This window comes from Providencia sp. UF-224, assembly GCF_058245955.1.
The window spans coordinates 14,544-27,035 of sequence record NZ_JBSICC010000032.1; the positions used below are offsets into that span (position 1 = coordinate 14,544).

Genomic DNA, 12,492 nt, shown 5'->3' on the forward strand with positions numbered 1-12,492 from the left:
CCTTACTTATATTATATATACAGAGTAAACTTTTTTATGTCTAAACTATTTTTTAAGAGCAATGACTTACAACAAAGGTTCCGCAGGTATATTCCTACCTTAATACTCTTACTTTGTATTATTTCTATAATACTTGTTCCATTTAAACCCAATATAACCAGCAAAATTTTTAATTTTACTGGGATCATCGCTATTATTACAGTTTTAATATCTCCGAAGTATTGTTTTGATAAAAAATTATTAATAATATCGATTCCTTTATTTTTAATTGGCTTATCCCATTTAGCTTGGGTCGAATTATATAAAACCAACGACTCTATCTATAAAAATGTTTATCATGGTTATTTTCAAATGGGAAAAATTGCCATTTTTGGTAGTTTTATTTTATTGTGTATAGAAAAACAAAAGAGTTCAATTAAGCTGCCCCAATTACATCTGAGTACAGCCTTAGCTATTCAATTAGGTATTTTTGCCTACGCCCTATACCAAGCTGTTTATTTGAACTACTCTAGAGTAGAATTGTCATTTGGAAATGCATCAAATGCGACAGGCGCAGCTTATGCTATCATATTTTTATCATTATATTCTCAATCGGTGTTTTTACAATCAAAAATAAAATTCAGCTATATTTTTTATTTTACTTCCTTAATATGTACTTGTATTGTCATTATCTTAACTGAAACTAGGGCAGCAATATTAGTCTACCCAGCTGTTTCTATTTTTGTATTTTCTTTATTTGTATTTAAAAAAAATACAATAAACAAAATGAATAAGAAAATATTAACAATTCCAATTTTAATATTATTAAGTTGTGGGCTATTTTTTCAAGATGCGATAACTCATAGAATGAACTTAGCAGCACAGGAAGGAAGGCTATATATAGAAAAAGGAAAAACCTCCTCAGTAGGCGACCGATTGTCTATGATAAAAGCAGGTTTTTACTCTTCAAGTAATAATTATTTTTGGCAATCAGCCGAAGAACGAAATAGCAAAATCACTGAGCTCGCAAAAAAAGATAAGAGTTTCCGTGGAGCAACACAGCATTTTAAAGCCCACTTGCATAATGACCTTATGGAAGCACTTTCAACTAAAGGCTGGATTAGTGGTGTAATGCTAACACTAGCATTTTACTTTTCGATTGTTATTTATTCCATTAAGTATGATAAGAATCCTTTTTTATTGGGTTTTGCTATAAGTATTATTATGCTAGGTTTCAGTGATACGCTAATAATCTCAACACAAGTATCTCTAACTTGGTGTTTGGTTTTAATTTTAATTTTAAGCTACAGGCCTAATCAGCAAGAAATCACCACATCGCCTTAACTTTTTTAAAATTAAAAAACCTAATTATCTTCCAAAGAGTGATATTATTTAGTTTAAAAATTATCACTCTTTTTTTATATTTGGTAGGAAGTTCTTTTAAATTTACATACTTTTCCATATCTAAAAAATTTTCATTACATAATTTTTTTAAAGATAAATACTTTTTATTTAAAAACAACTTCCATAAATACCTTAATTTCCTATCAAAAACATTCATTTTTAATGAAATTAAAACCTCACTTTTATCTCCCCCATTATAAATTTCCAGTATTTCTTTATTGAGAGTCTCCATCGCAAAAATATCATGTAAATAATCGCGCTCATTCCACGAAGATGTTGTCAATGACCCTTCGCGATAGTTATGATGATATAAATAATCTAAGCTCATTTTGCATTTAGCTAGCGCCAATAATTGGCATATAAATAAAATATCTTCGCCGAAATTCAATTTCTCATTAAACCGAATGTTGTGATAATCAATAAAACTCTTATTAATTATCATTGAACCAATATGGAAAGAAATGTCGCCAGATAAATATCGAACCAAAAAATGCTCATCACAGTATAATGATGGCTGCCTATCTATAGAGTTTTTATAGTGCTTATAATACCCACAAAGCTGTACATCAACATCATTTTTTCTTATCATTTTGATTAAGGTAGGAAAAAAATCTGCTTCAAGCTGGTCATCACTATCTAAGAAACAAATGAACTCACCTTGAGCATTTTCAATACCAATATTTCTTGCTTTGGAAACACCGCCATTTGGCACAGATATTATTTTAATCAGTTGATTAAATTCATAATACTGATTGAGTAACTCAAGCGTATTATCTGTTGAACCATCATCTATAATGATAATCTCAATATAAATATTAGCTGGAACCACAATGGAGTTTATGGCTGTCAAAATGAAATCACTGGAATTGTATGTTGGTATAACAACAGAAACCAGAGGATTTTTCCTGCAGCTATTATCATTGATAAGAATATGTTGATTATTCATTGGTTTTACCAGTAAGATGCTTTTATAATTCCATATAAAGCACTGTTTTTTAGCTACCTTTATTTATAACAACCAAACTATACTAAATTATTACAAATAAAACCATAATGTTACATAAAAATTAATCATTATCTTAAGACCACAGACACGCAGTTATGACAAAAAAAATTGATATAAAAAAATTATTATTCAGTGCATTAGCATTGGTTATCTTAATTATTTTTTCTAAAATGATGCTAAAGGGCTCAGGTTTATCTCATCCTAGTGTTCGTGATATAACCCTTGTTTGTCTCTTTTTTATCATATTAAGTTCATCTAAAAAAGCCTATTGGATTCTTGGATCTATAATAATTGCCTTGTATGCTATATATACTCCGATAGGGCTTACATTTGGGATTCCCTCCTACCAATACCTTGCGTCTTTAGTCGCTACCGATGCATTAGAAACTTCAGAGTTTTTCACGCAAATACCATTAAAAAATTATTTTACTGTTTTAGTCATCATTAGTGGTTTCATTTTATTCAGAAAAATAACCGCTATTAAAGATATTAGATTTTATAAAAATAAATCACTTATTATATGTTTAGTGATAATATCATTAATAGATCAAGTTCCTTTTAAAATATTTGACCAAGGTTATCAATCACTTAATAGTTTACAAGAAGAGATAAAAACACTAAGTCCATACACTCAAAAAAGTAATTGGGGAGTCTCTACATTTAAATATAACCAAGCTACTTATGATGACTATGTCTTAATTATCGGTGAAAGCGTAAGAAGGGATTATATGGGTATTTATGGCTATCCAATAAATAATACTCCTTTTTTATCTGCAGTAAATGGAACGGTTGTTGATGGTTTGACCGCCCCTGGGGTAAATACAATCTCCTCACTACGGTTAATGCTAACACTTCCTAATACAACTGAATGGACACCAAACTATGGTCTAAATTTTATAGACTTAGCTAAGTCAGCAGGTTTTAAGACATATTGGCTTTCAAATCAAGGTCTTATTGGTGAATATGATACTCCCGTAAGCTTTATTGCTACGAGAAGTGACACAAAAAAATTCATTAAAATTGGAGCTTATAATTCCGGCAATTCAAGTGACTTCGATTTACTTCAGTATTTTAAAAAAGAACTAAATACTAACGTCTCGAAAAAACAAAAGAGACTATTTATCATTCACTTATATGGGTCACACCCTGATACTTGTGCTCGAATTGAAGATTTTGAAAATAAATATTTAACTAAAAACGAAAAATATACTAATGTTTCATGTTACGTTGCGAGTATCGAAAAAACGGATCAGTTAATCAGCAAAATTTACGATGAATTAAAAATACAGGAAAAAGTAGATAATCGCTCTTTCTCTATAATATATTTTGCTGATCATGGGCTGTCACACAACCTTGTTGATAACAAAATTAAAATGAGTTTAAGCAATTCATCGACAAAAATATTGGATATTCCCTTAATTAGAATATCATCAAATGATACTGAGCATAAAACTATTAAAGCAATTAAATCAGGATTAGTATTCACTGAAGGTTTAGCTGATTGGCTAGGCATTAACAATGCTAAATTAGAAAAAAACTATAGCCTGTTTTCATCATTAGACGATAGAAAATATAACCCTAAAGAAAAATATAAAGAACTACGACAAGAAAATGATGATGCTATTGATATTAAAAACAAGTAATAATTTGGTCTAAAATATAGGGAGTGCAGATGATATATACACTCCCTAATTTTTATTTAAATTTTTTATACTTAATTAAACTAATTACACCACGAATAAACTTACCTTGATGGAGTTCGTGTTTATACCGTTCTTGGTACTCTGCTTTTTTCTTTGCTTGAACTAACTGACAACCACGCCATGGCGAGCTATCAAAAGCAATCTTAAACGTTTCACTTGAAGGGTACTCTGCTCCCCAGTAATGCCAAGGCTTAGTTGCCCCAGTATAGTGAATTAACTTTGTATTATTTGTAATATAATCTTTATAGTTAATTTTTTCCAACTCATTTTTTAAAGTATAAATACAATTATAATCTCTTGGAAGGTAAATATTATTACAACTAAATAAGATATTTAATGCATCTTGATCTAAATACTTTAATGGCTTCCCTGTATGATTTTCTGTAATCAGTTTAAATGATTTTTCTGTGAACTGAGTATTATCCCATTTTTTCAAGTTTAAAAAAATTACACCAGCATTAAAATATTTATTTTCTAAATTTTCAATTTTTAATCTTGATTCACAAGATTCTTGCATACTTTGAACATCTGGTATTACTGCTGCATACTCATTTTGAAATACAATTTTGGTATAATGAGATAAACTTCCTTTACAAAATACATCTGCATCTAAATATAGAATTGATGGAATTTCTTTGCATAAATGGTCAAATATAAAAAACCTAAAATAAGTAGCATATGACCATACATGTGATGTTGGAAGCTTTTTAAGTTCATCTGAGTTTAAAATATATACGTCAATACTCACATGATCATTTAAAGCTAATTCTTGAAGTTTTACCAAAAAGTCATCATCAATAAAATCCGTAAATAAGTGAAATTTTAAATTGATACTTTTGTTATTTATAATAATAGAGTTAATGGATATTCCAGAACCAAATAAGAAGCCTTGATCTACTCCATATGCAATATTTAGATCAGCTTCGATTTCTTTTTTTCCTAGCTCTATCTTCTCTTTTATTAAGTCCACGTAAACACCTATTATTGCTTGATTTTATTAATGAAATATTGAATATATGTCATAAAACCTTGTAAATATTTTTTCTGTTTTATCTTGTGCTTAGCACAGTAGCGTAAATAATTACTATTGCTAGGGCTCATTAAAGGAACCTGATTCCATGGTGATGCTAACCTTGCTCGGCTAAAAGGCTCCGCAGATGGATAACTCGCCCATTCATGCCACGGTTTTGTTGGACCAACATAATGAATGAAAACAGTATTCTTATTTACTGGATAGTCAAACTTATCTTTAAGCTCGTAATTTAAACTAAATTGAGTGTTAAAAATATTTTTAAGATAAATTATTTTCCCCATGAGTAATATATTGAGTACATCTTGGTCTGGATAACTAAGTTTTGCAGCTAATGCTTCATTCATTAATAAGTCAATTGATTTTTCAGTGATTTTTTGTTCTTGCCAGTTCAGCAAGTTAATATACATAACACCGCTATTAAAATAACCAGTAGAAATTGATGGTGTATTTAAAGAATTAGCTCTATTAATCCACCACTTTTCATCTCGCTCAGCAACAACCGCAGCAATCTGTCCATCTAATCCCAAACTCACTAATTCATTAATTTTATTATGGCAGATTACATCTGCATCTAAATATAGCAAATATTTAATCTTATTTTTAAAATAATCAGCAATAATGAACCGAAAATAAATTGCATGACTCCAATTTTTAGTTGTTGGTAATTTACCAAGGTTTTTTGCATCAATATAATATAAAATAATATTTGTGTTGTATGTTGAACAAATCTCTCGAAATCGAGCTATATTATCATTACTCATTGAGTCATCAATAAATACATGAAAATTAAAAATTTTATCTGGATTTTGAATTAAAATAGAAACTATTGAGACTGCACAGCCATATAAAAAATTTGTATCTATACCATAGGCAACATTAACGCCATTAGATACGCCTTCATCCACGGCCCCAATGAATATCGTTTCTTTTATCATTCCATTAAATTCAATTTTCATATCCATCTCTCAACCTGTTGAATGCTATAACCCGTGCTTTTGTGTTCTAACTTTAATCTTTTCAGCTTTACGACTGACTTTTTCGATAAGCGCTTGCTCTTGTTTTAAAATTTCTTTTAATGGTAAAGCAAAATAAATCTTCATAAAACGAAAAATATCGCGCTGTGTTAAACCAATATTCAATGAAGAATAATAGAGGCCAATCAAATCTTTGTCACGCCAGCGCATTGGAACGGATGCTCTGAGCTGCGCACGATGCAAGTCAATCACAGATATTTTTAATTCGTCTTCTTTTTCAGTGAAAGGCAAGTGCAATAAGAAGTGACAAATATAGCAATCACGATGATTAATACCCGCTTTATGCATACCACGAACCATTTCGGCGACTCGGCGAATAATCATTTGCTTCGTGGGAAATAGCGGAGGTTCATTTAACCAATTTGCACAATAATCTTCCAAACTAATCGTTGGCGTTAAGTCTTCAGTAATAATAAAGGAATGACGACGAAGTGGGTTTATTCCTTTTTGCCCAAAAGCACGCCCATTCATCGTATCGACACCCACTTGCGTAAGTCGATGAATCGCATTCCATTCTCTATCTGCACCTAAAACAGGTAACCGAAAAGAAATCAGGTTTTTCAGAACTTCTTTTAAGGTTGTCCCATAGTGAATTTTAATAAAATAGCTATGGCCTTCTACCTCAAAGCGCAGTGTTTTTCGGGTTTCTAATGCACGAAAAACTTCACCGTGTAGTTTATCCGCTTCAATAAATGGGTCTTTATTTTGCCAAAGCGCATCAAAAGGCGGTTTTAATTCAATCATTTTGGCACCCTAAAATAATATCAGCTGCCTTTTGCGGTAGGCTGTACAAGTCTTCTGTATCTGCAAAATGTTGTGCATTTTTAGCCCATTGTGTGCGCATATTGGCATCTTCTAAACCATTTTGTAATGCATAGTTGAGCTGTGACTGTTCAAAAGGTTCGTTAATAACGACCCCGCACTGGGCTTTTTGAATAAATGAGGCATAACCACACACTTCAGTGACAATAATCGGTAATCCTGCCGTAATCGCTTCCAGTAAGACAATACCAGCAGCCTCATGATAGGCAGGGTGCATTAAGATATCGGCCGCAGCCATTAATTCTGCAATATCATTACGCCCACTAAAGAAAGAGACTTGCTGACTAATGCCTAATGCTTCTGCTAAGCGCTGGTATTTGGCGGGCTTATCTTGCCCAACTACCATCAACAAGGTATTTTTCTTGATGCTCTCTGGTAGTGCAGCAAGAGCTCTTAAGGTGCGATCAACGCCTTTACGTTTAAAGTCAGAACCCACTTGCAGCAGTAAAAATGCAGATTCAGGGATTTGGTTTTTTTGACGATAAATTCTTTTTGCATCAGCAATTTGCTTATCGTATTTACGATCTAAAGCAATCCCCGGGGGCAACATATGGAAACGCATGTCTTCTGTTTGATAGTGCTGTTTGAAATGTTTGATTTGATGTGGTGTTAACATTAATAGCTGTGTGGGCTTATTCACATCAAAAACCGCTTTTTCAAATGCAGCATAATGCTTATAACGCGGTGTCAGTTTATAGAAAAAACCTTTTTCTTCAGCAACTTTCTGTGCATAACACACATCCGCAGCATAATAGACATCCAAGCCAGGCATCTTATTAAAACCCACAATGCGATCAACGGGGTGCTGCTTGATATTGGCGAGAACCCAATCACAATACTGTGCATTCCTGCCATGATTCGTGCTTGCAGACACAGGAACAATGACAACTTCAAACCCATCAGGTTTTTCACCGTCCCATGACTGAGTATACACTCGCACGTGATGACCCCGAGATTGGCATTCTGTCGCAATACGTAAAAAATCGCGCTGTAAACCACCAAAAGGAAAGTATTTATACAAGCAAAATGCCAATTTCATATTAATACCTTGTCATCATAGAACGGATATTCATTGGCAACAGCTTTTCAGTTGCTTTAATCACATCAGATGCAGGAATAATGGAGAGATATTTTTTATTTCGATCTAACTCATCCCGCGGCGGCATTGTTTCATAATCACCCGCCCAAAATTGCACTGCATTATCCGTCCATGGGCGCCAAAATATATGATTGGTTGCACCAAAAAGACATACGATAGGCGTATTTACCGCCGCTGCAATATGCATCGGTGCTGAATCTACACCAATAAATAGTGCGGCATGAGCAATCAGCGCACCCAGTTCAGGAAACGTCGTTTTACCCGCTAATTCAATCACTGGCTTTGTTTGGCAGCCATTCGCAATATTATTGACACACTCAAGGTCTTCCTTGCTCGGACCAGACGTTAATACCACCTGATAGCCACGTGATTGCAATGCATCAATGACTGCAGAGAATTTTTCATCATCCCAGCACTTAAAAATTTGCCGTGCTGTTGGCTGAATAACAACATAGCTACTGTGTACACCTAAATCTAATAACCTTTGGTCAATATTTTTCCAATCATCCGCGGTATAAGACATCGTCAGATTTGTTTTAAGTTCTTTTAATTCTAACGGTTTCAGTACAGATAGATTATTTAAAACCACATGCTCCCCTTCGGGAACGGTTAAATGCGTAAAGCTATTACGCCAATATTTAGAATCACGATGACCAAATTGATGTGAGATTTTTGTTTCAGCAGGAATTGCACGCACCAGTAAGCTGACCATCCACTGATCCGCTAAATTTACCACTAAATCGTATTTATTTTTGCGCAGCGTTAAGAGCAACTTAATAAAATTGCACGCTTTGCTCACCCCACTACTTTTTTTATTCGCCATCCCATATAGCGCATTAATTTCGCTGTTTTCAGATAGAATAGGGAGCGTATCCTGATAGAGTAAAACATCAATTTCAGCATCAGGATATTGGTGTTTTAATGAGCTGATAACTGGCGTTGTCAGCAACATGTCCCCATGAAACCTCATCTTGATAACAAGAATTTTTTTAAACTGTTTTTTCACCAGGCACTCTTAGTCAGGTCTATGTATAAAAAGTAAAAGACGATAGATATTTGACAATAAATATCATTATTAATTCAATCAATATTCACTATGTTACTACTTTCAGAATAATGGTCATAGCCTCGTGTGCGCATATCACCATTCAATTAAAATTTAGACAAAAAAAAACTCAGCCGAGGCTGAGTTTTTAACGCAGAAAGCAAAATTATTTGATTTTTGCTTCTTTGTAGATCACATGCTTACGAACAACTGGATCGAATTTTTTCAGTTCCAGTTTTTCTGGCATTGTGCGCTTGTTCTTCGTAGTGGTATAGAAGTGACCTGTACCTTCAGAAGAGACCAGCTTGATTTTCTCGCGAATACCTTTAGCCATTTTTTAGCTCCTTAGTACTTCTCACCACGGGTACGCAGTTCAGCAAGAACAGCATCAATACCCTTTTTATCGATAACACGCATACCTTTAGCAGATACACGCAGTGTTACGAAACGTTTCTCAGACTCAACCCAGAAACGGTGAGAGTGCAGGTTTGGCAAAAAACGACGTTTGGTCGCATTTAATGCGTGTGAACGGTTGTTACCGCTCATTGGACGCTTGCCGGTAACTTGGCAGACTCGTGACATGTCTATTCTCCAAAAATCTAATCAGCTCGAGCTTTTTTGTTCTGGGTATGGCCGCCTCGTCAGGCTTAGGAGCCCATCTCAGCAAACTTTCAATTGACTGAAAAAACCGTTTATACCTAAATAAAGATTTACAAAGACAGGTAAAAATTTACTGAGATAGGCCCTTCTCGCCAAACCCAAGATCCTTAAAGGTGGCGTAGTATACGCTTTCAATCGTTTTCACTCAAGCCCAACAGCGTAAAAGATGTCATTTTTTAGGCAAAAAAATGATTTTACAACCACCCTCGTTCCACAAAAGAGACACATTGCTTGTGCCCGACCACAAAATGATCAAGTAATTTCACCCCCATAATCGAGCATGCACTCTGAATTCGCTCAGTCACCTGTCTGTCTGCTGCGCTAGGTTCAGGATTACCTGATGGGTGGTTATGCGCCAAGATGATTGAACTTGCATTCATTTTTATTGCAAAGCGAATAATTTCCCTTGGGTGTACTTCAACGCGATTTAATGTGCCCTTAAACATCTCTTCGCGGCAAATAATTTGATTTTGGTTGTTCAAAAATAACACAATAAAAACTTCACGCTCTTGCCCTGCAAACAAATCAAGTAACCGAGACTTTAAGAGTTCTGGCCCACTCATCACATCCTCATAAAGAAATTGCTCCGAAAAAAAGCGGCGAGCTAGCTCACTAACCGCTTGTAACTGTGTAAATTTGCAATGTCCCATCCCTTTGCATTGCATCAGCCGCGCATAGTCTGCTTGAATCAATAAGTACAATGAACCAAATTCCTTAATCAGCCGCTCAGCCAACCTCAAAACAGGTTCTCCTTGGCTACCTGTTCGCAAAAAAATAGCCAACAATTCGGCATCTGAAAGCGTTGCCGCACCATAAGCAAGTAGCTTCTCTCTAGGTGGTAAGTTTTGGTATTCATTCATAATATTATTCATCCCTGAATTCTCTCTCATCACTTTTATCGAGTTTTCAGTGGAAAACAATTGTGTTCATGAGGCTTTGCGTAGCGCTTCGCAAAAATAATAAGTTGATGCGAAATCGAGCGCTCCCCCTAAACGCGCAATGTGGTAATATGCCGTTCATGTTGAGCAAAGTGGATAAAAATAATGAATCAACTATCACTATTGGGTAAACAGATAGTTATTGGTATCAGTGGGGGCATCGCCGCCTATAAAATTCCAGAACTGACTCGTCGCTTGCGTGACCAAGGCGCGATTGTTCGTGTCGTTATGACTCAAGGCGCAAAGGCCTTTATTACCCCTCTGACCTTGCAAGCTGTTTCCGGTCACCCTGTTGCTGACGACTTATTAGATCCCGCCGCTGAAGCCGCAATGGGCCACATTGAACTCGCAAAATGGGCAGATTTGATTATTTTAGCCCCAGCAACTGCGGATTTAATTGCTAGACTTAATGCAGGGATGGCGAATGATTTGCTGACCACAATATGCCTTGCCAGCGCAGCTCCCATTGCGATAGTGCCTGCAATGAACCAGCAAATGTACCGTGCACATGCAACACAAGATAATTTAACCAGATTGAAACAACGCCAATGTATAATTTGGGGGCCAGATGACGGCAGTCAAGCTTGTGGTGATATTGGCCCAGGTCGCATGATTGATCCGCTCGAAATTGTTCGTTTGGCTGGTGAATATTTCAATCCTAAGCTAGATTTACAAGGCATCAAACTGATGATCACGGCTGGTCCAACTCGTGAAGATTTAGACCCTGTGCGTTTTATCAGTAATCACAGCTCAGGAAAAATGGGGTTTGCAATTGCCCAAGCGGCAAGCCAACGAGGTGCTGATGTGACATTAATTTCAGGGCCAGTTAACCTCCCGACACCAATGGGTGTGAATCGAATTAATGTCATTAGCGGGTTAGATATGTATGAGCAGGTTCATCAATCTATCGCTGAACAAGATATTTTTATTGGCTGTGCTGCTGTTGCAGACTATCGAGCCAAAACTGTCGCTGAAAATAAAATTAAAAAACAAGGTGATGAGTTCACCATTACACTAGTGAAAAACCCAGATATTGTCGCTAGTGTTGGTGCTCTTACCAAAAATAGGCCTTATGTTGTCGGATTTGCAGCTGAAACCCAAAATGTGGAAGAATATGCACGCCAAAAACGACAACAGAAGCAATTAGATTTAATTTGTGCCAATGATGTTTCCCTTGCGGATAATGGGTTTAATAGCGATAACAACGCATTACACCTATTTGATGCCAATGGTGATACTCGGTTGCCACATAGCAGTAAAATTGAATTAAGCCACTATTTACTTGACGAGATACTTCAACGTTATGAAAAAAATTGACCTAAAAATCCTTGATAGCCGTATCGGTAACGAATTTCCTTTACCAACCTATGCAACAACAGGCTCAGCAGGCTTAGACTTGCGTGCTTGCCTTGATGCGCCGATTGATTTGGCTCCAGGTCAAACCGAATTAATTCCAACAGGTCTAGCGATACATATCGCTGATGAAAGTCTCGCTGCGGTTATTCTCCCTCGCTCAGGCTTAGGCCATAAACATGGTGTTGTACTCGGAAACCTTGTCGGTCTTATTGATTCTGATTATCAAGGTCAACTCATGGTTTCTGTTTGGAACCGTGGTGACAAAACCTTTACTGTAGAGCCTGGTGAACGTATGGCTCAAATGGTTTTTGTTCCTGTTGTTCAAGCTGAATTTAATATTGTTGATGATTTCGATGCGACAGAGCGTGGTGCAGGTGGCTTTGGCCATTCAGGTCGACAATAAATAAAATATT

At 35.5% G+C, this 12,492-nt stretch carries 13 protein-coding genes; 4 read left to right on the forward strand and 9 right to left on the reverse strand.

Annotation, left to right across the window (positions count from 1 at the left end):
• Positions 1-36: 36 nt before the first annotated feature.
• The gene (locus AC4IFO_RS19850; RefSeq protein WP_490737038.1) at positions 37-1,323 is read left to right on the forward strand and encodes an O-antigen ligase family protein; all 1,287 of its coding nucleotides are present in this window, start codon (positions 37-39) and stop codon (positions 1,321-1,323) included.
• Here the strand turns inward: AC4IFO_RS19850 and AC4IFO_RS19855 are convergent.
• Positions 1,307-2,329: a glycosyltransferase family 2 protein gene (locus AC4IFO_RS19855; protein WP_490737040.1), complete on the reverse strand. Its 1,023-nt coding sequence runs from the start codon at positions 2,327-2,329 to the stop codon at positions 1,307-1,309. The two genes, AC4IFO_RS19850 and AC4IFO_RS19855, sit on opposite strands and share 17 nt — an antisense overlap.
• Positions 2,330-2,484: 155 nt before the next feature.
• Between AC4IFO_RS19855 and AC4IFO_RS19860 the strand changes: the two genes are divergently transcribed.
• Positions 2,485-4,032, forward strand: a complete 1,548-nt coding sequence (locus AC4IFO_RS19860) for a phosphoethanolamine transferase (RefSeq protein WP_490737042.1) — start codon at positions 2,485-2,487, stop codon at positions 4,030-4,032.
• 52 nt (positions 4,033-4,084) lie between these two features.
• Here the strand turns inward: AC4IFO_RS19860 and AC4IFO_RS19865 are convergent, their stop codons facing one another.
• The 8 genes from AC4IFO_RS19865 to radC all read right to left on the reverse strand — a co-directional run bounded on the left by AC4IFO_RS19865 (position 4,085) and on the right by radC (position 10,645).
• The gene (locus tag AC4IFO_RS19865) at positions 4,085-5,062 is read right to left on the reverse strand and encodes a glycosyltransferase (RefSeq protein ID WP_490737044.1); all 978 of its coding nucleotides are present in this window, start codon (positions 5,060-5,062) and stop codon (positions 4,085-4,087) included.
• Between the two features lie 11 nt (positions 5,063-5,073).
• Positions 5,074-6,081 carry a glycosyltransferase gene (locus AC4IFO_RS19870; protein ID WP_490737081.1) on the reverse strand — a complete coding sequence of 336 codons (1,008 nt, stop codon included), beginning with the start codon at positions 6,079-6,081 and terminating at the stop codon, positions 5,074-5,076.
• Positions 6,082-6,105: 24 nt separating this feature from the next.
• A complete protein-coding gene (rfaP, locus tag AC4IFO_RS19875) occupies positions 6,106-6,903 on the reverse strand; it encodes a lipopolysaccharide core heptose(I) kinase RfaP (RefSeq protein WP_490737046.1) in 798 nt (265 codons plus the stop codon).
• Positions 6,896-8,020: a glycosyltransferase family 4 protein gene (locus AC4IFO_RS19880; protein WP_490737048.1), complete on the reverse strand. Its 1,125-nt coding sequence runs from the start codon at positions 8,018-8,020 to the stop codon at positions 6,896-6,898. The genes rfaP and AC4IFO_RS19880 overlap by 8 nt, the downstream gene beginning before the upstream one ends.
• A 1-nt stretch (position 8,021) precedes the next feature.
• The gene (gene rfaQ / locus AC4IFO_RS19885; RefSeq protein WP_490737050.1) at positions 8,022-9,086 is read right to left on the reverse strand and encodes a lipopolysaccharide core heptosyltransferase RfaQ; all 1,065 of its coding nucleotides are present in this window, start codon (positions 9,084-9,086) and stop codon (positions 8,022-8,024) included.
• 205 nt (positions 9,087-9,291) lie between these two features.
• The gene (gene rpmG, locus AC4IFO_RS19890) at positions 9,292-9,459 is read right to left on the reverse strand and encodes a 50S ribosomal protein L33 (RefSeq protein WP_004265124.1); all 168 of its coding nucleotides are present in this window, start codon (positions 9,457-9,459) and stop codon (positions 9,292-9,294) included.
• 11 nt (positions 9,460-9,470) lie between these two features.
• A complete protein-coding gene (gene rpmB, locus AC4IFO_RS19895) occupies positions 9,471-9,707 on the reverse strand; it encodes a 50S ribosomal protein L28 (RefSeq protein WP_004265123.1) in 237 nt (78 codons plus the stop codon).
• A 272-nt stretch (positions 9,708-9,979) separates the two neighbouring features.
• The gene (gene radC / locus AC4IFO_RS19900) at positions 9,980-10,645 is read right to left on the reverse strand and encodes a RadC family protein (RefSeq protein WP_490737083.1); all 666 of its coding nucleotides are present in this window, start codon (positions 10,643-10,645) and stop codon (positions 9,980-9,982) included.
• 183 nt (positions 10,646-10,828) lie between these two features.
• Here radC and coaBC point away from each other — a divergent pair, with 183 nt between their 5' ends.
• Positions 10,829-12,040 carry a bifunctional phosphopantothenoylcysteine decarboxylase/phosphopantothenate--cysteine ligase CoaBC gene (gene coaBC / locus AC4IFO_RS19905; RefSeq protein WP_490737052.1) on the forward strand — a complete coding sequence of 404 codons (1,212 nt, stop codon included), beginning with the start codon at positions 10,829-10,831 and terminating at the stop codon, positions 12,038-12,040.
• Positions 12,027-12,482 (forward strand): dUTP diphosphatase, encoded by a 456-nt coding sequence (gene dut, locus AC4IFO_RS19910; protein ID WP_219245134.1) that lies wholly within the window; start codon positions 12,027-12,029, stop codon positions 12,480-12,482. The genes coaBC and dut overlap by 14 nt, the downstream gene beginning before the upstream one ends.
• Positions 12,483-12,492: the final 10 nt, after the last annotated feature.

Bases quoted from the DNA above. Each gene is read 5' to 3' on its own strand.
- radC (WP_490737083.1), bottom strand. From the start codon at position 10,645: ATGAATGAATACCAAAACTTACCACCTAGAGAGAAGCTACTTGCTTAT.
- AC4IFO_RS19870 (WP_490737081.1), bottom strand. From the start codon at position 6,081: ATGAAAATTGAATTTAATGGAATGATAAAAGAAACGATATTCATTGGG.
- rfaP (WP_490737046.1), bottom strand. From the start codon at position 6,903: ATGATTGAATTAAAACCGCCTTTTGATGCGCTTTGGCAAAATAAAGAC.
- coaBC (WP_490737052.1), top strand. From the start codon at position 10,829: ATGAATCAACTATCACTATTGGGTAAACAGATAGTTATTGGTATCAGT.
- AC4IFO_RS19860 (WP_490737042.1), top strand. From the start codon at position 2,485: ATGACAAAAAAAATTGATATAAAAAAATTATTATTCAGTGCATTAGCA.
- dut (WP_219245134.1), top strand. From the start codon at position 12,027: ATGAAAAAAATTGACCTAAAAATCCTTGATAGCCGTATCGGTAACGAA.
- AC4IFO_RS19850 (WP_490737038.1), top strand. From the start codon at position 37: ATGTCTAAACTATTTTTTAAGAGCAATGACTTACAACAAAGGTTCCGC.
- AC4IFO_RS19880 (WP_490737048.1), bottom strand. From the start codon at position 8,020: ATGAAATTGGCATTTTGCTTGTATAAATACTTTCCTTTTGGTGGTTTA.
- AC4IFO_RS19855 (WP_490737040.1), bottom strand. From the start codon at position 2,329: ATGAATAATCAACATATTCTTATCAATGATAATAGCTGCAGGAAAAAT.
- rpmB (WP_004265123.1), bottom strand. From the start codon at position 9,707: ATGTCACGAGTCTGCCAAGTTACCGGCAAGCGTCCAATGAGCGGTAAC.
- rpmG (WP_004265124.1), bottom strand. From the start codon at position 9,459: ATGGCTAAAGGTATTCGCGAGAAAATCAAGCTGGTCTCTTCTGAAGGT.